This is a genomic window from Paenibacillus amylolyticus (genome assembly GCF_050990605.1).
In the GTDB taxonomy this organism is placed as follows: Bacteria; Bacillota; Bacilli; order Paenibacillales; family Paenibacillaceae; genus Paenibacillus; species Paenibacillus amylolyticus_H.
In genome coordinates, this window is sequence record NZ_CP158832.1 from 3,944,677 (window position 1) to 3,970,281 (window position 25,605).

28 protein-coding genes are annotated in these 25,605 nt (G+C 47.3%); all 28 read right to left on the bottom strand.

Annotated features, from left to right (window positions below; genetic code table 11):
- Positions 1-17 precede the first annotated feature (17 nt).
- Positions 18-824 carry a tryptophan synthase subunit alpha gene (gene trpA, locus ABTV53_RS17600; RefSeq protein WP_433744776.1) on the bottom strand — a complete coding sequence of 269 codons (807 nt, stop codon included), beginning with the start codon at positions 822-824 and terminating at the stop codon, positions 18-20.
- Positions 821-2,020 carry a tryptophan synthase subunit beta gene (gene trpB, locus ABTV53_RS17605; RefSeq protein WP_339307329.1) on the bottom strand — a complete coding sequence of 400 codons (1,200 nt, stop codon included), beginning with the start codon at positions 2,018-2,020 and terminating at the stop codon, positions 821-823. The genes trpA and trpB overlap by 4 nt, the downstream gene beginning before the upstream one ends.
- Complete coding sequence (locus ABTV53_RS17610) at positions 2,017-2,754, bottom strand: phosphoribosylanthranilate isomerase (protein WP_433754261.1); 738 nt, start codon at positions 2,752-2,754, stop codon at positions 2,017-2,019. The genes trpB and ABTV53_RS17610 overlap by 4 nt, the downstream gene beginning before the upstream one ends.
- Entirely contained in the window at positions 2,754-3,542 is a 789-nt protein-coding gene (trpC, locus tag ABTV53_RS17615; protein ID WP_433744780.1) for an indole-3-glycerol phosphate synthase TrpC, read from the bottom strand. The genes ABTV53_RS17610 and trpC overlap by 1 nt, the downstream gene beginning before the upstream one ends.
- Positions 3,532-4,572 (bottom strand): anthranilate phosphoribosyltransferase, encoded by a 1,041-nt coding sequence (gene trpD / locus ABTV53_RS17620; protein ID WP_433754263.1) that lies wholly within the window; start codon positions 4,570-4,572, stop codon positions 3,532-3,534. Before trpD ends, trpC begins: the two co-directional genes overlap by 11 nt.
- Before the next feature lie 68 nt (positions 4,573-4,640).
- Positions 4,641-6,209: an anthranilate synthase component I gene (gene trpE / locus ABTV53_RS17625; RefSeq protein ID WP_433744782.1), complete on the bottom strand. Its 1,569-nt coding sequence runs from the start codon at positions 6,207-6,209 to the stop codon at positions 4,641-4,643.
- 692 nt (positions 6,210-6,901) lie between these two features.
- Positions 6,902-7,279, bottom strand: coding sequence for a chorismate mutase (gene aroH / locus ABTV53_RS17630; protein ID WP_433744785.1), 378 nt, complete (start codon positions 7,277-7,279; stop codon positions 6,902-6,904).
- A 5-nt stretch (positions 7,280-7,284) separates the two neighbouring features.
- Positions 7,285-8,379, bottom strand: coding sequence for a 3-dehydroquinate synthase (gene aroB / locus ABTV53_RS17635; RefSeq protein WP_433744788.1), 1,095 nt, complete (start codon positions 8,377-8,379; stop codon positions 7,285-7,287).
- Position 8,380: 1 nt separating this feature from the next.
- The gene (gene aroC, locus ABTV53_RS17640; protein WP_105599406.1) at positions 8,381-9,550 is read right to left on the bottom strand and encodes a chorismate synthase; all 1,170 of its coding nucleotides are present in this window, start codon (positions 9,548-9,550) and stop codon (positions 8,381-8,383) included.
- A gap of 178 nt (positions 9,551-9,728) precedes the next feature.
- On the bottom strand, positions 9,729-10,523 hold the full coding sequence (locus ABTV53_RS17645; protein WP_433744792.1) for a CheR family methyltransferase: 795 nt from the start codon (positions 10,521-10,523) through the stop codon (positions 9,729-9,731).
- A gap of 25 nt (positions 10,524-10,548) precedes the next feature.
- Positions 10,549-10,992: a nucleoside-diphosphate kinase gene (gene ndk, locus ABTV53_RS17650; RefSeq protein ID WP_017687704.1), complete on the bottom strand. Its 444-nt coding sequence runs from the start codon at positions 10,990-10,992 to the stop codon at positions 10,549-10,551.
- 154 nt (positions 10,993-11,146) lie between these two features.
- On the bottom strand, positions 11,147-12,121 hold the full coding sequence (locus tag ABTV53_RS17655) for a polyprenyl synthetase family protein (protein ID WP_017687703.1): 975 nt from the start codon (positions 12,119-12,121) through the stop codon (positions 11,147-11,149).
- A gap of 343 nt (positions 12,122-12,464) precedes the next feature.
- The gene (locus tag ABTV53_RS17660; protein WP_433744795.1) at positions 12,465-13,085 is read right to left on the bottom strand and encodes a UbiX family flavin prenyltransferase; all 621 of its coding nucleotides are present in this window, start codon (positions 13,083-13,085) and stop codon (positions 12,465-12,467) included.
- Entirely contained in the window at positions 13,086-13,952 is an 867-nt protein-coding gene (locus tag ABTV53_RS17665; protein ID WP_062835193.1) for a UbiA-like polyprenyltransferase, read from the bottom strand. It abuts the gene before it with no gap.
- Positions 13,945-14,673, bottom strand: a complete 729-nt coding sequence (locus ABTV53_RS17670) for a demethylmenaquinone methyltransferase (RefSeq protein WP_433744799.1) — start codon at positions 14,671-14,673, stop codon at positions 13,945-13,947. Before ABTV53_RS17670 ends, ABTV53_RS17665 begins: the two co-directional genes overlap by 8 nt.
- 15 nt (positions 14,674-14,688) lie before the next feature.
- Entirely contained in the window at positions 14,689-15,552 is an 864-nt protein-coding gene (locus tag ABTV53_RS17675) for a heptaprenyl diphosphate synthase component 1 (RefSeq protein ID WP_433744801.1), read from the bottom strand.
- Positions 15,553-15,653: 101 nt separating this feature from the next.
- Positions 15,654-16,205, bottom strand: coding sequence for a hypothetical protein (locus ABTV53_RS17680; protein WP_076209915.1), 552 nt, complete (start codon positions 16,203-16,205; stop codon positions 15,654-15,656).
- 121 nt (positions 16,206-16,326) lie between these two features.
- On the bottom strand, positions 16,327-16,548 hold the full coding sequence (mtrB, locus tag ABTV53_RS17685) for a trp RNA-binding attenuation protein MtrB (protein WP_017687697.1): 222 nt from the start codon (positions 16,546-16,548) through the stop codon (positions 16,327-16,329).
- A 169-nt stretch (positions 16,549-16,717) separates the two neighbouring features.
- Positions 16,718-16,990, bottom strand: a complete 273-nt coding sequence (locus tag ABTV53_RS17690) for an HU family DNA-binding protein (protein ID WP_024630670.1) — start codon at positions 16,988-16,990, stop codon at positions 16,718-16,720.
- 217 nt (positions 16,991-17,207) lie between these two features.
- On the bottom strand, positions 17,208-18,194 hold the full coding sequence (locus tag ABTV53_RS17695; protein ID WP_433744804.1) for an ABC transporter permease: 987 nt from the start codon (positions 18,192-18,194) through the stop codon (positions 17,208-17,210).
- Entirely contained in the window at positions 18,191-19,708 is a 1,518-nt protein-coding gene (locus ABTV53_RS17700) for a sugar ABC transporter ATP-binding protein (protein WP_433744807.1), read from the bottom strand. The genes ABTV53_RS17695 and ABTV53_RS17700 overlap by 4 nt, the downstream gene beginning before the upstream one ends.
- Before the next feature lie 113 nt (positions 19,709-19,821).
- Positions 19,822-20,922 (bottom strand): sugar ABC transporter substrate-binding protein, encoded by a 1,101-nt coding sequence (locus ABTV53_RS17705; RefSeq protein WP_433744810.1) that lies wholly within the window; start codon positions 20,920-20,922, stop codon positions 19,822-19,824.
- 217 nt (positions 20,923-21,139) lie between these two features.
- Positions 21,140-22,618: a stage IV sporulation protein A gene (spoIVA, locus tag ABTV53_RS17710; protein ID WP_091018048.1), complete on the bottom strand. Its 1,479-nt coding sequence runs from the start codon at positions 22,616-22,618 to the stop codon at positions 21,140-21,142.
- A 453-nt stretch (positions 22,619-23,071) separates the two neighbouring features.
- Entirely contained in the window at positions 23,072-23,851 is a 780-nt protein-coding gene (locus ABTV53_RS17715) for a hypothetical protein (RefSeq protein ID WP_433744814.1), read from the bottom strand.
- 46 nt (positions 23,852-23,897) lie between these two features.
- Positions 23,898-24,248 carry a 2Fe-2S iron-sulfur cluster-binding protein gene (locus ABTV53_RS17720; RefSeq protein WP_433754265.1) on the bottom strand — a complete coding sequence of 117 codons (351 nt, stop codon included), beginning with the start codon at positions 24,246-24,248 and terminating at the stop codon, positions 23,898-23,900.
- Between the two features lie 20 nt (positions 24,249-24,268).
- Positions 24,269-24,883, bottom strand: a complete 615-nt coding sequence (locus tag ABTV53_RS17725) for a hypothetical protein (RefSeq protein WP_433744817.1) — start codon at positions 24,881-24,883, stop codon at positions 24,269-24,271.
- A gap of 83 nt (positions 24,884-24,966) precedes the next feature.
- Positions 24,967-25,146 carry a DUF2768 family protein gene (locus ABTV53_RS17730; protein WP_433744820.1) on the bottom strand — a complete coding sequence of 60 codons (180 nt, stop codon included), beginning with the start codon at positions 25,144-25,146 and terminating at the stop codon, positions 24,967-24,969.
- Between the two features lie 173 nt (positions 25,147-25,319).
- The gene (locus ABTV53_RS17735) at positions 25,320-25,595 is read right to left on the bottom strand and encodes a stage VI sporulation protein F (RefSeq protein ID WP_017687687.1); all 276 of its coding nucleotides are present in this window, start codon (positions 25,593-25,595) and stop codon (positions 25,320-25,322) included.
- Between the last annotated feature and the right edge of the window lie 10 nt (positions 25,596-25,605).

Consider the following 25,605-nt stretch of genomic DNA (forward strand, 5'->3'; position numbering starts at 1 on the left):
GTCCTTTCAAGACATCTCTATCCCTTCAATTGTGCCACAAAGTTGCGAATTTGCAACAGTCCCGCTGCACGCGTATCCGGATTTTCAAGCAGAGGAATCGCATCCTCCACCTGACGAACAATGGCACTACCTACAACAACGCCATCGCAGATGCGAGAGAAATGTGCCACCTGCTCATGACTGGAGATACCAAAACCTACCGCTACAGGGAGGTCTGTCAGACTTTTCACCGTCTCAATGAAGCTCTCTACGCCATCAAAGAAAGAAGCTCTCTCTCCGGTTACCCCGAGGGATGATACACAATAGATAAAGCCACTCGCTCCCGTTACAATCCGCTCAATCCGGGCATTAGATGTAGGTGCAACAAGCGGCACCAGATGCACACCAGCGCGATTTGCGCGTTCTCGCATCTCTTCCGCTTCCTCGATTGGCAGGTCAGGAATGATCATGCCACTAATATCGTGTTTGACCAATTCATCAAAGAATACATCCAGCCCTGTCTGCAATACCGGATTATAATAGGTGAACAGTACAAACGGCAGTTTCACACCTGCCTTACGTGCTTTTGCTGCGGTTTCCATAACCGTACGAATGGTAATCTGGCTTTTCAGCGCACGTTCGGAAGCACGCTGAATGACTGGGCCATCCGCAAGCGGATCGGAATAGGGAACACCCAGTTCCAAAATATCCGCTCCGGCCTGTTCAAGCTCCTTGATGATATCAATCGTTGTATCCACATCCGGGTCTCCCACGGTTAAGAATGGAATAAGTGCCGTGCGATTCTGTTTCTTCAATTGCTGAAAGGTCTGGTCCATCAGATTCATCCCAAGTCACCTCCCGTGTATTTCATGATCGATTCAACGTCCTTGTCTCCACGTCCCGACAGACAAATGACTACAATATCATCTGCTGTGAGTTCAGGCGCCAGTTTGACAACTTGGGCAACCGCATGTGCAGACTCCAGAGCAGGAATGATTCCTTCCGTCCTACAGAGGAGTTGCAGGGCATCCAGTGCTTCCTGATCCGTGATCGGTACATATTTTGCCCGTTCAATATCCTTGAGATAGGAATGTTCCGGACCAACACCCGGATAATCAAGTCCGGCCGAGATGGAATGTGCTGGCTGAACCTGTCCATACTCATCCTGCAACAGGTAACTCATAGATCCCTGGAATACACCGTGTGTACCTTTGCTCATCGTGGCCGCATGATACTCGGTATCTACCCCTTTGCCTGCGGCTTCAACACCAACAAGCTTCACATCCTGATCACCGATGAATGGATAGAACATACCAATCGCATTACTTCCTCCACCCACAGCTGCTACAATTACATCCGGCAAACGTCCTTCGATCTCCTGAATCTGACGACGGGTCTCATCACCAATCACACGTTGAAAATTCCGCACCATCATCGGATATGGATGAGGTCCAACCACTGATCCAAGCACATAGAACGTATCCTCCACATTGCTGACCCAGTAGCGAAGCGCTTCATTACCAGCATCCTTCAGTGTCCGTGTTCCGGACGTCACCGGAATCACTTCTGCTCCGAGCAGCTTCATCCGAAATACGTTTAACTGCTGACGCTCTGTATCTTCTTCGCCCATAAATACTTTGCATTCCAGTCCAAGCAAAGCGGCTACGGTTGCCGTTGCAACGCCATGTTGACCTGCACCCGTTTCGGCAATAACTTTCTTTTTGCCCATCCGTTTGGCAAGCAAACCTTGTCCAATGGCGTTATTAATTTTGTGCGCGCCTGTATGATTGAGATCTTCACGTTTCAGATAAATTTTCGGTCCGCCCAATCGGCGTGACAATTGCTCTGCATGATACAATGGCGTTTCACGTCCAGAATACTCGCTTAGCAGATAGTTCAGTTCCTTGTTGAATTCCTCATCTTCAGAGAAGTGGCTATATGCCTCCTCCAACTCAATAAGTGCGTTCATTAGTGTCTCAGGTACAAAGCGGCCTCCGAAGTGACCGAAACGCCCGTGTTGATCTGGCAATTGATGTGTCATGCCTGCTTCACCCTTTCTACGAATGCTGTAATTTTGGCAATATCCTTCACACCTTCAGTCTCAACGCCGCTGGATACATCAACGCCGAAAGGTGCATATGTCTGTATTAGTTCTTGTACATTGTCCGGCTGCAGACCTCCTGCAACGAACATCCCAATGCCGTGACTTTTCGCCCATTTGGCATAGGCAGGGATTCGCTCCCAGGCAAACGTTTTCCCGGAGCCCCCTCCATATAGAGGATCATGGGTATCAAGCAATATCGCATCCACGAATTTATCGTAAGTATCAAGAGCCCTTATGGCTGCATCATCAGCTTCCGGACCCGTTTCATCTTTGGGAAAAGAAAAAACTTTGAACACTTTGGCATTCCACCGCTGCTTCACCTGCTGGCAAAATTCCGCAGACTCCTGTCCATGCAGCTGAATAACATCCAGTTGAGCTACGTCCATAATGTGTTCCAACTCTTCGATCGTAGGATTCACAAATACACCCGCAAGCTTCGGCCGATCAAAGGTAGACCACTCGAACAACACCGTTCTTAATGCAGCAGCCTGCTCGGGCTCGATTCGGCGGCGTGATGTGGCAAAAACAACACCAATGTAATCCACAGGCAAGTTTATCATCGATTTTAGCACTTCAACGTCCTGAAGTCCACATATTTTTACGGCCGTTGGCAGCGGGTTTCTCGGTTCTGACTTACTGTCGCCTGTGCCATCGTGTATGGAAGTATTCATCATTTGGGTCCCATCAGATCAGTTACAGCCGCCTCGACATCATCCTTGCGCATGAGATGCTCACCTACGAGAATACCATGAACACCGGCCTGGATCAGAGGTACTGTTGATTCTGGTCCGTCAATACCACTTTCGCTGATCAAGGTGACGCCACTTGGAATCAATTCCATCAAATCCAGTGTTGTGTTCAGACTGGTCTCGAATGTTTTCAAATTCCGATTGTTGATGCCCACAAGGGTTGCCTGCGGAATTTCCAATACTTGCTCCAGCTCTGTCCGATCGTGAACTTCAATCAAGGCGTCCAGCCCCAAACTTTTGGCAAATTCCAGATATTGACGAATCTGTTCTGGTGTCAGAATGCTGGCAATCAGCAATACCGCGTCCGCACCCAGCAATCTTGCCTCGGCAATCTGTCGTTCATCTATAATAAAATCCTTGCGCAATAGCGGAATGTTCACGGCCTTATGAATCGCCTGCAAGTACTCGTTGTTCCCTTGAAAATACGACACATCTGTTAATACGGAGATGCAGTCTGCACCTGCTCGCTCATAAGCGGCAGCAATCTCTACTGGATGAAAATCCGGACGAATTAATCCTTTGGATGGCGAAGCTTTCTTCACTTCAGCAATAAGGCCGAGTTTGCGATTGCGTCCGCTCGATAGTGCTCGTTCGAACCCACGGGTTGCGGGTAGTTGTTCGATTTTTGGGATAGCTTCATCCATGCGAAATGTCTGTGCCAGAACTTCAACTTCTTTATGTTTGGTTGCAACGATTCGATCAAGATACATGACTGTACGCCTCCGTTGTATGAATTAACTGTTCAAGCTTCCGGGCAGCTTTGCCCGAATCTACCGCTTCTGCGGCAAGTGTTACCCCTTCAGCAATGCTATCTGCAAGACCGGATACATAGATGCACGCTCCGGCGTTCAACAGAACGACATCACGGTAGGCACTCTGCTCGCCCTGGAAGATCCTCTTAATAATTTCGGCATTCTGTGCCGCATCTCCTCCAAGTACCGCTTCGAGCGGATGCAGAGACAACCCCATATCACGTGGATCGATATCGTAGGTGTTCACTTCCCCATTGCGAAGTTCAGATACCTGAGTTGGCGCCGAGATGCTGATTTCATCCAGACCATCATGGCTGGCCACAACCAACGCTCTTTTGAGACCAAGACGATTCAGTACTTCAGCAATCATCGGCGTCCGGGAACGATCATACAGACCAAGCAATTGGCGATCTGCTCCCGCAGGATTGGTTAAAGGTCCGAGCATATTGAAAATGGTACGAACACCCAGCTCTTTTCTTGGCCCTGCCGCATGTCGCATGGAAGGGTGATATACCTGGGCAAAACAGAAGCAGATTCCGATATCATCCAGACATTGTCTGGCCTGCTCGCCGTTCAGATGGATATTTACACCGAGTGCCTCTAATACATCTGCACTACCTGCTTTACCTGAAGCTGAACGGTTGCCATGTTTGGCGACCCGAACCGAGACGGCAGAAGCAATGATCGCGGATGCTGTGGAAATGTTGAATTTGTGAATACCCGATCCGCCTGTTCCACACGTGTCCAGCAAGCCGCTGCCATCCGTTAGAATTCGTCCGCCCTGACCACGCATGGCTTCAGCAAATCCGGTGATCTCGTCCACCGTTTCCCCCTTCATCCTCAGCGCCATCAGCAAACCTCCGATTTGAGCCGGCGTTGCCTCACCTCTCATGATCGAATACATCAAATCTCGTGCTTCGGCCTGCTCCAGATGGCTGCCCTCCAAAATCTTCGCCAAGCCATTCTTCATGCCATCCTCACGAGCAATCTCAGCAATGGGGGTTACAGGGTTCTCATTCATTATCGGGTTTATGTTCATCTCCGGTCTCTCCTCTCTCAGTTTTTGGCGGCCGCTGGTGTGACAAAGTAGTCTGCATTGGCCAGTCTCAACGTGCTATCCTTTTCTTTGGCAGGAAACATGGCTTCTGCTGTTCGAATCGCTTTGAGCAATGCTTTAGCTTTATTCACGGTTTCCTCATATTCATTCTCCGGCACAGAATCCCATACGATTCCTGCTCCGGCCTGTACATATGCTTTTCCTTTTTTGAAAATAATCGTACGAATCGTAATACAGGAGTCCATGTTACCCGAGAATCCAAGATATCCGATTGCTCCGGCATAAGCACCCCGTGCCTCTTTCTCCAGTTCTGCGATAATCTCCATTGCACGCAGTTTCGGTGCACCGGATACGGTACCCGCCGGCAAGCATGAGAGGAACGCATCGAAGAAATCCTTGTCGTCTCTAAGCTCGCCCGTCACGTTGGATACCATGTGCATGACGTGAGAATATCGTTCAATCTCCATGAACATGTCACACTTCACACTGCCGAAGCTGGATACCCGGCCCAAATCGTTACGACCTAAATCAACCAGCATTAGGTGTTCTGCGCGTTCCTTCTCATCCTGGAGCAGATCAGCAGCGAGTGCACGATCTTCTGCTTCTGTTGCCCCCCTTGGGCGTGTGCCTGCAATCGGTCGTGTCTCCACACGATTTCCGTCTACCTTGACCAGTGCTTCTGGCGAAGTGCCGACGATAATCTCATCATCCATTTTGAGATAATACATATAAGGGGATGGATTCAACGTCCGAAGCACACGATACACGTGAAGCGGAGAAACTTCCGTATCAATATGGAAGCGCTGGGATAGTACCACTTGGAAAATATCACCTGCGCGAATGTAATCTTTGGCTTGCTCCACATTGCCTATAAATTGCTCCTTCGTGAGATTGGACCGAATATCCCCAAGCTCCACGTCTCCCGGAATGGAACGCGGATTCAGGTTCTCCCCTGGTCCTTGCTGCTGCAAACGTTCTGCGGCCTGCTCCAGCTTCTCCGAAGTCACTGCATACGCTTGACGTATCTCGTCATCCGTTGCACCGTCCTTGACGTGTACATTACCGACGAGCAGCATCTGCTGTTTCACATGGTCAAAGACGATAATCTGGTCACAGAACATAAAGCGAATGTCATCCATATTCAGGTCATCCAGCGCGTGAGCTGGAAGCTTCTCATAATAGGACAGCAGATCGTATCCGAAGAAACCAATGGCTCCACCTGTGAATGGTGGCAGTTCATCATCTTTTGGGCTGCGATACTTACGCAGCAGTGCTTTCAGTTCTTCGATCGGTTTGCCTGGCAATTCACGAGTTTTCCCTGCTTCTTCTACAACGATCCGGCCTTTCTTCGCCGAAATCATCAGGAACGGATCTGTACCGATGAACGAGTATCTCGCCCACTGAATCCCCCCCTCTACACTTTCCAACAGGAATGCCCGGTCGTTGTCAGCATAACGGCGGAATATTCGAATTGGAGTCTCCATGTCTGCCAGAATCCGTTTGACTACCGGAATCAGATTATACTCATTCGACATTTTCAGTACTTGATTAACGTTTGGCGTTATCATCAAATCACGTCCTTTCAGATTTAGGTAAGTTCAACTAAAGATTGTTTACACTGAGCACTTCGATGACAGAACAACCTTCCGATCTCTGTTATCCCCAGATTTTTTTGACTCCCTTTCAAAAGGGAAAATCCGGTGATAAAGGTGAACGCTCCGCTTCTTCAGGTTATTTCTGTCCTCTTCGTTTTTGTGTAAAAGTTTAGTTGAACTTATAGGGGTAGAAGAAGCAATTCAATATACGAAAAAAACCTCTACCATCAGGTAGAGGTTTGGTTATAAGCTGTATTTAACAGGGTGATGTTTCATAAATAACAAGTCCCTATACTTCGCTCTCGGATTATTTACAGGTCGCTGAATTGATGCATCTCACATCATCCAATTCGGGAAAATAAATCAGTTATAACACTTCAACTACTCATTCCAATATTTCGTAAAATATAGGAGAGTGCATTGATTGTGTTGTACCAAAATATATCAAAACAAAATATGTCCTACGACAAGTTTGTTTCCCTTTTCCTGTTACAACTTCCGTAGCACGACGTACCGTGAATCAGTTGACCGGTTTCTGTTACCCCGGTTACCACCCACTGGACTCTGCTATATACTCCACTAGCTCAGCTGCTCTCAGCTCAATCTCTACTCTACTCAACTGGTTCTCACTATACATCATTATGATCGGTTTGACAACCCACTACTTAAGAGCTAGAAGGTGCTGCCAAATCCGGACGTAATGCCTGTGCACCGTTCAGATACACATGGTTGATTTCATTCTGAGCTTTGTTCGTATTCACATGCACCATGAAACGAATGCACTGGGCCAAGGCACCTTTAACCGGAACTTCCAGCGCACACATCAGTGGTACGAGTTCCCAACCATCCAGTTGGCGGATAGCTTTTGCCGGAAAAGCAGCATCCAGATCCCCCGTTAACGTAATCCACACACTACAGATATCTTCCGGTTGGATCTCATTGCGATCCACGATCTCCTGCAGCAATACAGCCGTTTCTTTCAGAATCTGTTCTTCGTTATTCTGCGTGACTGTTGTAGCCCCGCGAATTCCCCGTGTGACCATTGCTGTTATTCTCCCTTCCTGAGCATTTCAATGACGTCCCGAACTGCGGATACAGGTACGTCCTTCACAATTCTTGCAGCCCCAATCCGATCAGGAATGATGAACACCATATGACCTTCACGGAATTTTTTGTCATGCATCATCGCTTCCATTAATGCATCCGTGTCCAGATGAGCAGGCATCGTTGTTGGAAGGCGAAGTGAACGTAACATGCGAACCGTATCTTCATACAGCCCTGCTGGCGCACCAAGCTTCTCACCAAGTAATGCCGATCCAGCCATACCAATGGAAATCGCTTCTCCGTGCAGGAATTCTCCATAACCAGCAATCGCTTCAATGGCATGACCAATCGTATGTCCAAGGTTCAACAATGCACGTTCTCCATTTTCACGTTCGTCTCTGGATACTATCTCTGCCTTGATACCACAACCTCGCTCCAGACCATATCCCAACGCTTCGGGATTGAGCGCTAGCAACTCATCTGCATGTTCCTCACACCAGTGTGCAAAAGCCGCATCACGGATCAGCCCGTGTTTCAGCATCTCTGACAAACCTGCCGAAACATCTCGTGGCGGCAAGGATTGAAGTGTGTCCACATCGTAGAGTACTAGCTCGGGCTGGTGGAATGCACCGATCATATTTTTGGCCAGCGGATGATTGACAGCCACCTTGCCACCTACGCTGCTGTCATGCGCCAAAATCGTTGTAGGTACTTGAACAAACTTGATTCCACGCATATATGTAGCGGCAACAAAGCCAGCCAGATCACCTACGACACCACCACCTAGGGCCAGAATCGCAGAACTCCGATCCAGTTTGCCTTCGATCGCAACGGTCATCATATCCTGGTACACCGAAAGGGATTTCGATGTTTCACCGGAGGGAACAACCGCCGATACGACTGTATAACCAGCCGTACGCAGCGTATGCTCCAAACCTGACAAGTATTTGGGAGCCACATTTTCATCTGTAATGATGAGTAACGGACTTTTTTTGGTTAGGCCATATTGCTCAAAATATTGAGGGGCTTGTGCCAATAGGCCGCTACCAATCAGAATCGGATATGAGCGTTCATCCAACTGTACTGTCAGCTGACGCATATTAGTAATTCTCCAGTTGAGCGTTATAGTTAGCAACATTAGCACGGATCTCTTCCATGGAATCCCCGCCGAATTTCTCCAGGAATGCCTTGGCAATTTCCCACGCTACAACATGCTCCATTACCACACTTGCTGCTGGTACAGCACAAGCGTCCGAGCGCTCAACCTGAGCCGTAAATGCTTCTTTCGTATCAATGTCCACACTTTGCAGTGGCTTATACAACGTTGGGATTGGCTTCATCACACCGCGTACAACCACTGGCATACCGTTCGTCATCCCGCCTTCGAATCCGCCCAGACGGTTCGTTGCCCGGTGGTAGCCGCGTTCATCCGTGTGCATGATTTCATCATGCACCTGTGATCCGCGAATGACTCCGGCTTCGAATCCGATACCAATCTCCACACCTTTGAATGCATTAATGGACATTACGCCTTGAGCAATTCGTGCATCGAGCTTGCGATCGTATTGAACATAACTACCAAGACCAATAGGTACACCTTCAACGATACATTCCACGATTCCTCCGATGGAATCGCCTTCTTGTTTGATCTGGTCGATGTAGGCTTCCATTTTCTTCTCTGTCTCAGCATCCGTAACACGTACAGAGGAAGCTTCTGTCACAGCGATCAGTTCATCAATCGGAAGGTCCTGATACGGAGCTTCGATCTCGCCAATACGCAGTACACGTCCAGCTACCTTGATTCCGAATTCAGCCAGGAATTGACGAGCAATGGCACCACAGGCCACACGTACCGTTGTCTCGCGTGCACTGGAGCGCTCCAGTACGTTACGCAAGTCTTTGAGATTATACTTGAGTCCACCGTTCAGATCAGCGTGACCGGGACGAGGACGATGAACGCGACGTTTCTCTTCGTCACTGCCTTCAATCGGCTCAATATTCATAATATTCTGCCAATGTTTCCAGTCGTTATTTTGAACAACCAGCGCTACCGGAGCACCTGTTGTATATCCGTGACGGATACCACCAACGAAATTCGCCTGATCCTTCTCGATCTGCATCCGGCGTCCACGGCCATATCCCTTTTGGCGGCGGTGAAGCTGGAAATTCAGTTCTTCAAAATCAATCGTCAAATTACTTGGCAATCCTTCAATAATAGCGGTTAATTGGGGTCCGTGCGTCTCCCCTGCGGTTAAATAGCGTAAACTCATAATACGTTCCCCCTTTAAACTGTTAAACTTCACATTGCTAAAATCCCATAATTTCTTTGCTTATTATAGTATAGCTGACCGGCTTTGACAAGAAAGTCGGCTCTTTCTTGTGCTTGGTATACAAATAACCGCCTGAACACATGTACATGTGCTTCAGACGGCTCAACAACCATTATCGTTATTTTTTCCGATAGAAAAATGTTTCTGCTGTCTCCAGACCATATTGTCCCGGGGAGAAGATCTGCTCCGTACTGCCTACAAACAAAATACCGCCTGGACGCAAACTTGCTGCAAATTTGTGATACAACAGGTTTTTGGCTTCCTCGGTAAAATAGATCATGACATTCCGGCACACAATCAGATCGTACCCATCGTCAAAACGGTCCACGAGCAAATTTTGTTTCATGAACTTGATCGAATTTTTGAGTTGCTCATCAATACGGTATACCAAGCCATCCTGCTTGAAGTAACGGCTCGCCGTTTCCTTTGGCACATCCTTAAGTGAGCGTTCCATATAACGCCCTTCCTTGGCTTTGGCCAATGCACCTTCATCCAGATCACTTGCCGTAATCGAGCTTTCCTTCAAAATGCCCATCGTGTCCAGAATCATGGCGAGTGTATATGGTTCTTCTCCTGTTGAACAGGCTGCACTCCAGACTTTGACACGACGCTTGGACCCCAGCAGCTCGGGCAGGATCTCGTCCCGCAGCACTTCCCAACGATTGGGATTACGCCAGAATTCCGACACGTTAATGGTCATACGATCAAGGAACTCGTAGAACAATGATTTATCTTTCTGCATAGCATCAAAAAAGTTAGAAAATGTATGAAACCCGTTTTTGTTGCGAAGTGTGGTCAGCCTTCTTTTCATCTGGCCTTCCTTGTATTGAGCAAGATCAATGCCTGTGCTCTCTTTGATTTTACGAATGAATCCGGTGTAATCCGGGTCTAGTAGTTGTTCTTGCTCCAGCATCGTGTATCACCCTTTTGGCTAATAATTACAACCAGGCTGCGATGCTCTTGTCGTATACCACCAGTTCATCTGAAGCAAAGAAATTTGCTGCTTCACGGGAAGCACTTTCCGGTGAATCTGCCCCATGAATCAGATTATGTGGTGTGTGGCTGGCGAAGTCTCCGCGAATGGTACCCGGAGCCGCTTCCTTCACATTGGTTTTTCCGATGACAATGCGCGCAAGCGCCACAATATCGTCCCCTTCCCACACCATGGCAAATACAGGCCCGGATGTGATAAAACGAACCAAATCATCGAAAAACGGTTTACCCTCATGTTCAGCATAATGGCGTTTTGCCTGATCCTCAGACATCTGCACCAATTTGCCTGCCACCAACTTAAATCCTTTGTCTTCCAGACGGCTAATAATTCGACCGATCAATCCACGCTGCACACCATCCGGCTTAACCATCAAAAATGTACGATCCATCAGCTCACTCCTCACTCACGGTTCAAAGTTAATCACTATGTAAACGCAATCCCTCTGATTGTAACATACATGTCCAAATCCTCCCAATGAGGAATCTCACAATTCTGTTCATCTTTGGGTATGAGCAATCCGAGAGTCGATGGTCATACAAAGTTTAATGCGTGCGTTTAACCACAAAATGAGCGATATCGCGCAGGTTTTTGGTCGTCTTGATGTTAGGTAGCTGATCGAGAGCATCGAGCGCTTTCTTCATATATCGGTCAGCAAGGGCTTCTGCTTTAGCAATTCCTTGACTTTGGCGAATCATTCCAATTGCATCCGATGCACTTGCCCGTCCTTCTTCATGCTGGACACGGGAAATCTCCTTAAGCAAAGGTTCCCGCAGATCGGATTCTTCCAGGGCATAAAGTACAGGAAGAGTAATATTCCCTTGCTTCATGTCACTGCCAGGTGGCTTGCCGAGTTGTTTCTCGGTACCTACCAGATCAAGTACATCATCTTGAATCTGAAAAGCCATCCCCACATTGTATCCGTATGTATACAGCAGGGAAGATACATGCTCAGGCGCACGTGTGGCCAATGCCCCTAACTGACAGCTAACCGCAATCAGAAGTGCTGTTTTGCGGCGAATCCGCAGCAGATAGTTACGAACACTTTGTCCCGTATTGAAAAAGTCGCGAATTTGCTCCATCTCACCAATGGACATCTGTACCATAGCTTTGGCAAGGATACGATGAATAGCTGGATCTGATAATCCGGCAGTCATTTCGAGTGCCTTACCATAGATATAGTCTCCAGTGTACATGGCAATCCGATTATCCCATTTTGACTTCACCGTGGGTTTGCCTCGGCGTGTCTCCGCATTATCAATAACATCATCGTGAACGAGGGATGCCGAATGAATGAGTTCCAGCGGAACCGCAACCAACTTCAGGCGTTCAATGTCGTATGTACCAAACTTCCCGCCAAGTAACACAAAAACGGGCCGCAACCGTTTTCCTCCTGCTTTGAGCAAATGAAGTGACGTTTCACTCAGCAGCTTCTGTTCTCCTCGAACACTGCGATACAACTCTTTCTCAATGTAATCCATGTCCTTTTTTAACAACCCGAAAATATCCAATAGTTTCATTCGTTCACCCGTATCAGCGTATTGTCAGTCCCTAAATTCATGCTTACCTTCCCCTCCAGCAAGTCGGGCCTGCAGGCATTACGAAAAACCCGGCTTACCGTTCTTGCTTATGTTTTTCTATAAGGTAATCTAACGTATTTTACATCTCCGAATGTCATAGCCGACACCCGGAAATTAAACTCTACGACTTGTTCTGAAACAAAATACAGAAGTTGCCGGAGCATGGGTCAAGACTGTGGTTCATGAAGACTCACCATCAGCACTCACCAATACCCCGGGATTCGGGGGACAAATAAACCGAGCAACACTTTGGCAAAAAACAGCCTTGTATCGAACTCAGTCGTTATCCCCGTTCATCCGGTTCTCCCCATCTTGTAAACAGTTGATGTGGGATGCGCAAGCTATCCAGCACTTTCCCCACCAAAAACAGAATCAACTCATCCATAGTCTGAGGTTTGTAATAAAAAGCAGGCATAGCCGGTATCATTCGTACACCAAGACGAGAAAGCTTCAGCATGTTCTCCAGATGGATTGCATGAAGAGGCGTCTCACGCGGTACGAGGATCAATGTTCTTCCCTCTTTCATCATGACATCGGCTGCACGGGACATCAGATTATCCGACGATCCCTGCGCGATGGACGAAAGAGTTCCCATCGAACATGGCATGATAATCATACCTTCGGCCAGATAAGAACCACTTGCAATGGAGGCCCCTATATCACTCACAGGATGATAGGTCAGAGAACCGGCGCGGTTGCCGAATTTTTCTTCCAGCACCGCGTCCCGATTCGTCACATCCCAGTCCAATTCTTCTTTCAGTACACGCCACCCTGCATTGGATATGACCAGATGAACGTTATATTCCAAATCAAGCAGCGTTTCAATTAATCGAATGCCATATATGCTGCCACTCGCTCCGGTAATTCCGACAACCAGTCGTTTATTGTCCGGCTGCTGCACCATTTATTTCACCGCCAGATCAATCAGAGTGAACGTAAATACGATTAAACTAAGCAAACTGTTCATGGTAAAAAACGCCGTTTGAACACGGCTCATATCATTAGGCGATACAATATAGTGTTGGTAGAACAGAATTCCATACGTCACCAACATACCTGCGCCATACCACCAGCTCAGATCTGTCATCAATAATAATGCAAGAAAACCAATTGCAGTAATCACATGGAAGAACTTGGCGATCTGCAAGGATTTGACCAAGCCAAAACGGGAAGGTATGGAGTGAAGACCTTCTCCCTGATCGAATTCCAGATCCTGACATGCATAGATAATATCAAAGCCCGCTGTCCAGAACACAATCGTAACGTACAGCACAATCGCTGTCCAATCCATCGTTCCTGTTACAGCTACCCAACCACCAAGTGGTGCCAAACCAATCGTCATTCCGAGAACGACGTGGCATAACCATGTGAATCGTTTGGTGTACGAATACAGCACCAACATAAACACAGCGATAGGTAACAGCTGCATGGATAATACATTAAGATTGGATGAGGCCCAGAATAACAATATAAATGAGATAATGACAAATATAACAACTTCCCCATTTTTCAACAGTCCTGCCGGGATGGCTCTCATCGCGGTACGCGGGTTTTTGCCATCAATCGCCTGGTCAATGATCCGGTTCAAACCGAATGCTGCACTACGTGCACCGACCATCGCAAGCAATACCCACATGATCTGCATCCAGCTTGGGAAGGTATCATTCACTACCATGGAGCCTAGAATGGCCCCCATAAATGCAAAAGGTAAAGCAAAAAGCGTGTGTTCAATCTTGATCATTTCTAAAAAGATGCGAATTTTCCTAAACATGCTGATTCTCCTTGGTTCCAATATGCAGTGCCGCGATACCTCCGGTTAGAGGATAGGCCTGCACTTGTTGTAATCCAGTTTCTGCGAAAATGTCTGCCAGTTCCTGCCTTCCCGGAAAAATGGCTAGTGAGTCCGGCAGCCATTTGTACTGCTCAAAACTTTTAGCAAACACTTTGGCAAGATTCGGTAAAACCTTCTCAAAATAAAAATAATAAATGCCTTTGAACGGCTGCCATGTTGGCTTGGACAATTCCAGACACACAACCATCCCCCCCGGTTTGACCACACGTTTCATTTCAGACAACACTTGTCTGAGATCAGGTACATTACGCAGCCCGAACCCGATCGTCACATAATCAAATGAATTGTCATCAAAAGGAAGTGACATGGCATTTCCCTGTGTCAGGGTAATCTGCTTTTGACGTTGCACCGCATTGATCTTTGTCTGGCCGACCTCCAGCATGTTGCTGCTGAAATCAAGTCCGTGCATGTGCCCCGTTTCACTTGCCTCTGCCATAGCAAGCGTCCAGTCACATGTGCCGCAGCACAAATCAAGACCAGTATCGCCTTTGGACATATTCATCTTTTTCATGGTGAATTTACGCCAAGCCTTATGCCTGCGGAAACTTAGAATATCATTCATGACATCATATTTTCCGGCTATACTCTGAAAAACCGAATGGACATGTTCTTCTTTCGGTTTGGTCTCTCCGCTCCCCATTCGTCTGTCTCCCCCTCAATCTTCCCTTACTGCCGCATGTGAAGGCTGCAAATATGCCAAGTAAGGCTCTAGAATTGCATGGATCTCATGCAAGCCCATCCGCCTTTCCTCGTCTTGCAACAACAGTTGAATGCGGTGTGTACACTCGCGAAGCTTGTCCAGCAAAACCTCACCAACCCTATGCTTCAGTACCATAGCATTCCATGCACGTGCATCCGGTTCAGACTGACGCAGCACATTGCGCTCATCGTCATTACCATGCTCATATATGTGCCAGTATGCATAGCTGTGAAGATATTGTTTTTCGTCATTCATCCGCTTCAGTTCTTCCACGATCGTTTCGCAGGAGCTGAATTCGGTCAACAGGCTGTTCCATAGTGACTCTTCGTTATCTGGAATCATGCCTGTAAATGAAAGAAACAGCTGCATCCTCAGCTGTACCGTTTCACGCAAGTATTCGTCAGCCGAAACGAGAAGCTTCTTCATCCGTTCATACAGCGTCATCTTGCGTGCGTTCACTTCGGATACAGCACCACTGAGTTTGCCAATCATTTCAATTCTGCCCGCTTGGGCAAGCAATTGATAGAAACGGCTACTTAAATAATCCCCGGCGAGTACATTCAACTGGCGTGAACGCATCTCCTGCTCTCTCCGCTCACCGGAAATGGTATCGATTCGATCATGCGTATCCATGGCCAACTGAACGAGCGAAGTTGCAAGAGCATATAACTCTTGATGCACCTTTTCGTCTGTGCGGCCCACAAATACCTGCAACAGACGTGCCCGGCTATCCGGAAATGATGGGATTTCCGTATGTTGTCGAATCATGTCGTAATCCGTATATTTCTTTGCTAGTTGGGGTACGCGATATGAATTCATTCTCAGCCTCCGAGCCTTAACATTGTTAAACCATTTCTGCACTACAATCTTATATATTATAGCATATGTTGAACGGGCACGCACTGAATCCTGCTATTCTATTACCCCTGACTTGTCATTTCGAATTGCTTCTTCCAGAGTTCGGTCTCCATCAGATGAAACCAGTCCTTCAATTCATCTGAAAAGGCCGCACTTTTCCAGTTCCGTAATGTTTCAATCGCATACAGAGGCCACTCTCCACGCCGAATATCAGCAGCAAGTAAGAGATGTCGTTTATGCATCCATTCATCTTCTGCCATCACACGTAGCAGCACCTGATCCACGTTATCCAGGCTCCGAAAGCCCAGATCCGCCACAGCTGCCATGTTTTCATAGATTTCAGTATAACTTGTACCCGTTCCTTTAACTTTGAGGTCCAGTGTCAAAATGGACTGTTTCCATTCCACTCTTGCAATGGGTGTAGATAGTTGCATGGAGCTTAGCACATCAACCAGATTGTCATTCGTCAGCTGAACTGGATGATGTGATGCAGAGGCAGGCTGTACGTTGTCCCCGCCCCATGTACGCATATGTAAGGTTTGTATCGCAACAAGCAGAAAGACCGCCGCAACCGTTGCCAGCATTGAAGCAGTAACAATCATCCGCGGTTTCATATACGCCTCCCTGCCTTTACCTGTTAGTGTAGTCTGTCCGGTAAAGGCTCATACCTCATTGTACAATGAAAAAAAGCAGGCTATGCCTGCAATCTTCATTTGAATGTATTCAATCTGTCCATTACTCCGATTCAATCTGTCCATGCTTGGTAATCAGCGTGGCTTTGCCCCGGATTTTAATAGCTGAAGTATGGGTGGTAAATTGGGCAAACATCACTTCACCCTTGTCCAATTTCTCGGTGTGGTGAAAACGAGTATCCTGACCTCGGGTTAATCCGATCACCTGGACACCATTTTCCTCTGCCTTAATTACAATATAATCATTGCCGGTTGGATGATCCATCACGCATGTCCCCTTCTTTCGTTCGATAGCGTTAATGATGATTAAGATTGTTTCATTTGTCAACCTGTGCCTTATACGAATGAACCGCCAAAATCATCGTTAAAGGGCAAAAGAAAAGGCCGTGAACAAGTCACGGTCTTTTTGTCGACATATGGAATATGTAGAAATCTTATTTAATTCCGTCTTTGAGCGCTTTACCTGGTTTGAATGCAGGAATTTTGCTCGCAGGAATTTCGATTTCTTCACCTGTTTGCGGGTTGCGTCCTTTACGTGCAGAGCGCTCGCGAACTTCGAAGTTCCCAAAACCAACCAATTGTACTTTATCTCCGCTTTGAAGAGCCTCAGAGATTGCTTCGAATACGGCATCAACCGCCTTCGTTACATCTTTCTTGGACAATTCAGTCGCTTCAGATACGTGTGTAATCAAGTCTGATTTGTTCATTTGTTTTTCACCTCCTGTATCAATGTCCTGAATGTTATACTGTGTTTCCGTTTTATAGCGAAATATACGTTCATACGCAAAAAATCTACGTACATCTTGAGCGATGAACACAAATCTCCGCCTGCGGTCAACAGTCATTTTCGGCAGAATGTCGCCTGAAACCACGGGCATTTCAGACGCCGAACAAATTTCATACTAATACAGACAGCCCACAATTTCAAGTCCGGTTGCGGTTTAAGACGTAAAATGTAACCGCCAGGGCAAGCACGAGAACCCCACCTTTTACAATATCATGTGTGAAATACTGTACGTTCATCATCGTTAAACCATTCACAAGCACACCAATCAGAACCGAACCAATGAAGGTTCCGATGACATTTGGTTTACCCGCACCAAACACAGAGAAACCGACAAATACTGCAGCTACGGATTCCATTAACAACGGTGATCCCGCATCAATTTGCCCCGATCCTACTTTGGAAGCATAGATAATACCCCCGATTGCTGCAAACACTCCAGCGGCTACATAGGCGAGTGTACGTACCTTTTTCACCTTGATTCCAGACAAACGTGCAGCTTCCTCATTACCGCCTGTAATGTACATTTGGCGCCCATATTTCGTATACGTCAAAAAGATATGCACACCTATTACTGCAATAAGCAGCAGGATAACTGATATCGGCATACCCAGCCATTTACCCTGCCCTATAAGCAGAAATGTCGGGTCCATCGCTCCCGCAGCTTTGCTCCCGTCAGGGAACTGCATATGATTGTAAATGGTATATCCCTGTGCATACGTTTTGTGAATACCTCCGATAATGTACATCGTGGCAAGGGTTGCCAGCAAATCCGGAATGCGCAGTTTTACAATGAGCAAAGCGTTCAGTAAACCAATAACAGCCCCGATAATCAGTGGTACAATAATGACAATCGCCAGTGGCTGTTGATACCAAATCATTAACGAAGCAGTAACGACAGTGGTCAATGAGACCGTCGCCCCTACCGAGAGATCAAATCCATCAACAATGAGAGATAACGTAACACCAATCGCTACAAACGTAACGATTGAGATCGAGCCCAAAATATCGGTCATGTTACTGTACGTAAAGAAATAAGGCAATTTAATGCCGAAAAATGCCATAACACCTATGATGACTATAATCGCCCCATAACGGAACGCAAAATCCAGTGATTTATCCTTCATGATTGCACCTCTTGTCCACCGCTTGCATAGTATAGCAGCTGTTCTTGGTTAGTCTCGCCTCGTTTGAACTCTTTTACGATAACACCCTCGCACATGACAGCAATTCGGTCGCCAATTCCCATGCCTTCATCCAGTTCACAGGTGAAATAAATTACTCCCTTGCCCGCCAAAGCCAGTTCATTGATGATGCGGAAAATGTCACTTTTTGCCCCAATATCTACGCCTTTGGTTGGCTCATCAAATATAAATACATCCGCATCCGCATTAAGCCATTTACCAATGGCTACTTTCTGCTGATTACCACCGCTTAGATATTTTACTTCCTGCTTCACGGACGATGTTTTAATTCCAAGCTGTTTCACCAATGACTCTGCATTCAGACGTTCCCGCTTGCGGCTTACGAAACCTAATGTACTGAGACGGCTTAGCAAAGGTAAACTTAAATTCCGTTCCACGTTCTCCTGAATCAGGATACCTTGTTTACGTCGCTCCTCCGGCACAGAAACAATTCCGAGAGCCGCCGCATCCGCAGGCTGAGACAGGCGGAGATTACGGTTGTTAAGCCGGATCTCGCCTCCCTCCAGCCGATCTGCACCAATCAGCAATCGAGAGCTTTCCGTTTTACCCGCGCCTACCAGACCCACCACAGCGAGAACTTCACCTCGGTGTACAGAAAGGTCAACACCTCTGACCTTCACTCCACGACGAAGCCCACGTGCCTCCAATAGCAGCTCCCCCACGGGCGCTTCCGTCTTCGGAAATTCTTCTTCAAACGGTTTGCCCAGCATCTGAGTAACCAAATCGTTGATCGTAAGTCCCTTTGCTTCACTGGTAAATACATGTTGTCCATCTCTCATAACCGTAACGCGATCACAGTGACCCGTCACTTCAGCAAGACGATGGGTAATAAAAATGCAGGCTACGCCCCGTTCCTTCAACAGGTGTACAATCCGGAAAAATGCATCCGTTTCTTCCTGACTCAGCGGTGCAGTAGGTTCGTCAAAAATGATGACCTTGGCATCCTGAATCAAAATCCTTGCGAGCAGTATCATCTGTTTTTCTGCAAGCGTCAGATCGGCCACTTTTTGGTGAACGGATATGTCCGCCCCTAATTGCTTCAACGCCTCAACCGCGCGCTGTTGCAGCTTCCGCGGACTTTTCCACCAACCCCCGGCAGATGAAGCCAGCTGATCCAACATGATGTTCTCCGCAGCCGTCAGCTGTGGCACCAGTGCCGCATCCACTTCCTGATAGACACAGTGAATCCCACTTGCCTTCGCGTCTCCCGGAGAACTTAAATGAAGCGCTTGTCCACTCAACTGAATCGTTCCCTGATCCAATGGATAGGCACCGGACAAAATTTTCATTAACGTGCTCTTACCGGCACCATTGGCACCGAGCAGCGCATGAATCTCCCCGCCTTTTACAGAGAAATCCACATCCTTCAGTGCAGGAATACCTGAAAACTGCTTGTGGATATGTTCCATTTGAAGCAGAATCGGTGCAGTGCTCATGATGTTAACCTCCAATCGTTCCCTTCCGGGAGCATCCCTTTTTTCATCCAGGCCCACATACCTTCAGTATGTTTGAAAAAAGCGCGCCTTGCGGCGCGCTTCCCATACGCTGCTTATTTAGCAGTAATTCCGTATTCGCTCATCCAGTCCTTGATTCCTTGTGTACTGCCACCCCAACCTTCAACGAACTCTGACAGCTCTGAAGTGGAGATTTGTTTATCTGGCAGGGCTTCACGTTGAACGTAGACCGGGTTAAGAACAACTGCATCTTCTGTCTCATCCCCGTTCAGTTTCTGATAAGCATAACGGACTTGGACACGACCGATATCCGTTGGATCCACTGCAGCAGAAGCGACCCAAGGATTCTTAGGGTCCTGAATCATTTGCAGGTCCTCGTCACTCATATCGATACCATACACTTTGATCTCGTCACGTCCAGCTTGTTGAATCGCACGTGCTGCACCTTTGGCGAACTCATCCCATGCAGCCCACACAGCTGTAATCTCACCTTTTGGATATTGCTTGAGGATAGCTTCCATTTTGGCTTGAGTATCCAGCGCCGGGTTCTGTGCTGAACCGAATGTAGCTATTTCCTTGATGTCGGGGTTTGCTTTCATGAATTCACCGTATGCAACCTGACGGCGTTCCATCGGTGCAAAACCAGCTACCCATACTTTGACAATATTACCTTGTCCATTGATATCTTTTTTCATTTGCTCCAGCGTCAACTCAGCCATTTTCTGGTCATCCTGCGACAGCACTGTAGCTCCTGGAACACTAATTGCTGCGTCGAACACAACCACTGGAATGTTCTGTTCTACTGCCTTCTTCACGCCTGGCTCTAACAGGGAATCCCCGTGATCCGTGAGAATGGCATCAAATTTCTGGTTAATTGCGCTATCAAGCAAGGATACCATCTTCGCTTTGTCATTATCGGCAACAAAAGTAGTCAGTTCTCCACCGAATTTTTCGATTTCTTGTTTGACTCCTTGTACGTATTGCTGCGAGAAGGTACCTGTATTAAACTCCATAATAAGTGCGATCCGCTTGCCGCTTAGCGGGCCTGTAACTGCTGCTTCAGTTTTTGGTGTATCATCTGATGCACCCGAAGCCGGAGTTGCTGCCGGTTCTTTTTTGATTCCGCAAGCGGACAGCGCCAATGTAAATACTAACAACACACTTAACCATACCCATTTTGTCTCTTTTCTTTTCATCTCTGTCTCCCCCTGTCCACTCTCTGTGATCTCGATCACAATAGTTGAATATTAATATAACGGCTAATCCCTAGTATGTAAATGGGTTTTAACAATTTAAAGCTAAAACTCGCTAAGTTTTTTCGAAATCACTGTTCTCTCTATCCATTTCATCCAAATTAAAGAAACCACATAAAAAAGACCGCGAGGGGATGCCCCCTTACGGTCTTTTGATGTCTTACAGGATGATAGCGATCAAGCCGCCTGAACCCTCGTTAATGATTCTTCCCAGCGTCTCTTGCAATTTGTATCTTGCATTATCCGGCATCATGGCAATCTTGCCCTGAATCCCTTCTCGCACGATGGAGTGCAGTGAACGACCAAACATGTCTGAATCCCATACCTTGATTGGATCGTTCTCGAAGTCCTGCATCAGGTATCTCACCAGTTCCTCACTTTGTTTTTCCGTACCGATGATTGGAGCAAACTCCGATTCCACATCAACCCGGATCATATGAATGGACGGTGCCGTTGCTTTTAGGCGTACGCCAAATTTGGTGCCCTGACGAATGAGCTCAGGTTCATCCAAAGCCATCTCGGCGAGAGATGGAGCAGCAATGCCGTATCCGGTCGTTTTGACCATCTCCAGCGCTTCTGCGAAGCGGTCGTATTCTCTCTTCGCATGCGAGAATTCCTGCATCAATTGCAGCAGATGATCCTTACCGCGAATCTCGATACCAACCACTTCCACGAGAATCTGATCATACAGTTCATCCGGCGCATACAGGTCAATTTCGGCTACACCCTGCCCCATGTTCATGCCGCTCAGGCCTGCGCGATCAATGAATTCATACTCCATGAACTGAGCAACAACCCGATCTACATCGCGAAGTCTGCGAATATCCTTCACGGTATCCCGTACAGAATTTTCGTAGTTGCTGCGCAGCCAGTGAGTCTCGTTCAGCACCATAACCCAGCTCGGCAAGTTTACATTCACTTCATGTACAGGGAACTCATAGAGCACTTCGCGAAGTACACCCGTCACATCATCTTCCGTCATGGTCGCAGCACTGAGTGTCATCACCGGAATGTCGTATTTGGCAGCAAGTTCACTACGCAATTGCAGGGCTTCTTCACTGCGAGGACGAGTGGAGTTGATGACCAGAACAAACGGTTTACCGACTTCTTTCAATTCCGCAATAACCCGTTCTTCGGATTCCACATAGGAACTGCGGGCAATTTCGGCAATTGTGCCGTCTGTTGTGACCACAACACCCAGTGTGGAATGCTCCTGAATGACTTTGCGAGTCCCAATCTCTGCGGCTTCCTGGAATGGAATAGGCTCCTCGAACCAAGGCGTGGAGATCATGCGTGGACCATTCTCATCCTCGTATCCCTTGGCTCCTTCCACCGCGTAACCTACACAATCCACAAGGCGTACATTGACATCGAGTCCTTCTGCCACCTTGATCTGGACTGCGTTATTCGGTACGAATTTCGGTTCGGTAGTCATGATGGTTTTACCCGCTGCGCTCTGTGGAAGTTCATCCACTGCACGGGCACGATCAGCCTCGCTTGTGATGTTTGGCAATACAATGGTTTCCATGAATCGTTTAATAAATGTTGATTTTCCCGTCCGGACTGCGCCGACAACCCCGAGATAAATATCCCCTCCGGTCCGCTCAGCTATGTCCTTAAAAATGTCCACTTTCTCCAATGAAATCCCCTCCCTAAATTACTCCGAAGGAAAAATGCTAAAGAGCATCCGCTTCGTTTTTTCAATCAGAAGACTGAAATCCCTGCAACGGTAGAGCCGCCTTTGTGAGTGCCCGGAAGTCGTCCGCCGCCGAACGTTGCATTCTGATGAAACCGGCGAGAGCGGCGTTAACTCGTACATGCAATTGGACTAGTATCATCTTATGTATCCGTATGCGGCAATATGACGCGTATTTTTGTTTTTTTATCTTATGGTGATGACATTAGGAGAATCCCCCGATCTCGGACTGCGCGTCTTTATTTCAATCTACTTTATGTGATCCGTGAAGCTTTTATGACGGTTATTGCTCGTAATGACAAAAGAAAAAAGAGATATCCCTTATTTGGAATATCTCTTTTGAACGATTAGAGGCATGCGGGTCATACAGCCAGATCAGTTGAATGGCACCCATGCTTATTTTATTGGCTGTGCAACCGGTGCATTATTTTGCCAAACGTAGAAAACGGATTTTACAGGTACGAAGTAAGAGTGCTCCAACAGAAAATCCCGAACATCTTCAGTCTCAGCTGGAGACGCGTCAGACTTCTCCACTGCCTGCATAATGTCAAAAGCATAATCCACATAGACCTTGCCTTCGTCATCCATCATAAAAGGTAAAGCCTGACCTGAATATACACTATTCAATGTAATGGAAGGAGTGCCTGCCTGTGCAGCCTGATCCATATCAACCGTATATAACCCCGGATACAGTTCTTCCCCACTTGGCAGCTTATTGTTATGTACGGACTTATATTGATTAACCATCCGCTGTACATCATTCACTTTCTGTACGGTCAGGAGGTCCATCACTTTAACGGTGGGATTCACTTCTTCATCCTGGATAAGGAAGTAAGCGCTACCACCACTTTCAAAAGCGGTTCCCGGTATTTCATCCAGATACCCCAGCTGCTTTAACTTGGGCAGATCCACTCTGAACTTTTCGTATTTTGGCGTTTCCATATCTGCATTAATGATTGGCAAAATTCCCTCATCTTGCTGGAATGCCTCGACCGCACTCTGAATACGGCTCACGCTTTCCCGATAGGCTATCTTAGGGTCCGAATTGCTCTGGGATGGATACATACAACCACTTGCTGTAAAAGCAAAAAACAGGAATAACAGCAGACCGCCCATCTGATGCATAAGACGCTGCCGTCCGCTTCCTTCAACATATTTTGGCTTGTTCCTGATCATTCGTATCCTCCTTGAATAACTCTTTAGAGAATCAATTTCATAACGCTCAGAACCAGTCATCCTCCTTTTGTTGACGTTCCAGTTGTTTCCGAATGGCTGCCTTCAGTGGGTCCTCTGGAACATGAACCGATAGAGATCCACACACCTTGGCCTGACAGGACAGTCGTGTACCTGCTTCCAACAGTGAACCCAGCTTACGCTTTTCTGCATCTGTTGGCGGATGCAGTCCCACACGATGCTCTTCATCCACGTTGACTTTGCACATCAAGCAAGCCGCTTTACCATCACACCGAGTCGTAATCTTGACTCCGGCACGTCGTGCTGCATGCAGAAGTGTTGCCCCTGGTTTGAGCGCTATCGATTTGTTCATAGGTAAAAAAGTAACTTTATAGTCCATCATTTTCCTCCCTCAACCTACTATGGCCATGTAAAGCCAACAAGCTCCTCCACTTCGGCTCTGAAGCGGCTTGTCCATACATTCTGTTGACCTAACTGCATCATTATAGGTTGATGTGCCTGTGGTTGCTGACGCATCTGTGTCGCAATGGGTACATAACGATCTTCACGACCTCGCAGCAGATTAAACAACAGCTCATGCGCAAGCGGCATCAGTCGCAGGCTGTATGAACCCACTTGTGCTACTGGTGCATGCGGAGCAAGTACATGTTCAATATCGATACGGTACCAACTTTTGCGAGCCCATATTTCGAAACCACCAACCAGTTCCAGCGCACATTCACCAACCTGATAGTGGCTCAGCAGAGAAGCATACGGCCCTGTCTTGTCCACTGTAGGTTCGTCAAGCATTTCCCCCGGAGCGATTCGGTGAAGTTCCTTAGCAGCAGCAACATCCGCATAGATATCGATATCTCTCGGAGCCTGTTGCAACTCCACCCCTTGAAGCAGCAACCCACAACTTCCTCCAAGCAACCATGTCTGTGGCTGTGTGTTCCAGGCTTTGGCCATTTCCAGCAAAGCCGCGTGTAATTCCGGATAACGCTCTGTCCGCCCCCCCGTATCATGCGGCCCCATAGGCTCACACTCCCCTCATCCGTGTTCATTGTGTCAGTTCTTATGATGTGCTTATGCGGATGTTATCCTCCAGGCATGGGGAATCAGGTCAGAGAAGCGATCCCACCGAACAAGCCAATCAGCATAATCAAAAATGCAAGCAGAGAAAGAATCCCCCGTACAACACCTTTTGTTTTGGCACGAGCAAACGTAATCAGGAATACAGATAGTCCCATAATGAGGATGGCCACCAATGACAGCCACATCTTGTCCATTGCGCTCATAATCCAGCAGTCTCCCCTTCAGTCCGATATTCATCACTGACACTGTGACAATTGCAACCATTATAACACGAAATTCAGCTCAACTTTCCAAAAAAAAGACAAAAAAGCAAGCCGACAGGAGCCGACTCGTCTTTTTGTCTTACTGGATCACCTGCACAAGCAGGCGTGATCTATTATTTTTTCATCATCATTTTCATTAACGATTCCATACTGCTCGGATTCAATCCGCTTTTTTTGACCGCACTCACAATATCCTTAACCGTATCCTCAGATACCGGAACTTTCGCCATGGCGGATACTTGTTTGATCAATTGGCGCAACTGAGCTTCATTCTGAATCGTCGTTGGTTTCACCGTGCTTGCCAATTTTTTGACGGCACCTTCTGTTATCGTTTTACCCGTTTTCTTGTTGATTGCATTCAGCGCATCTTTGGAAATGTTGTTACCCATTCGTCTCCCC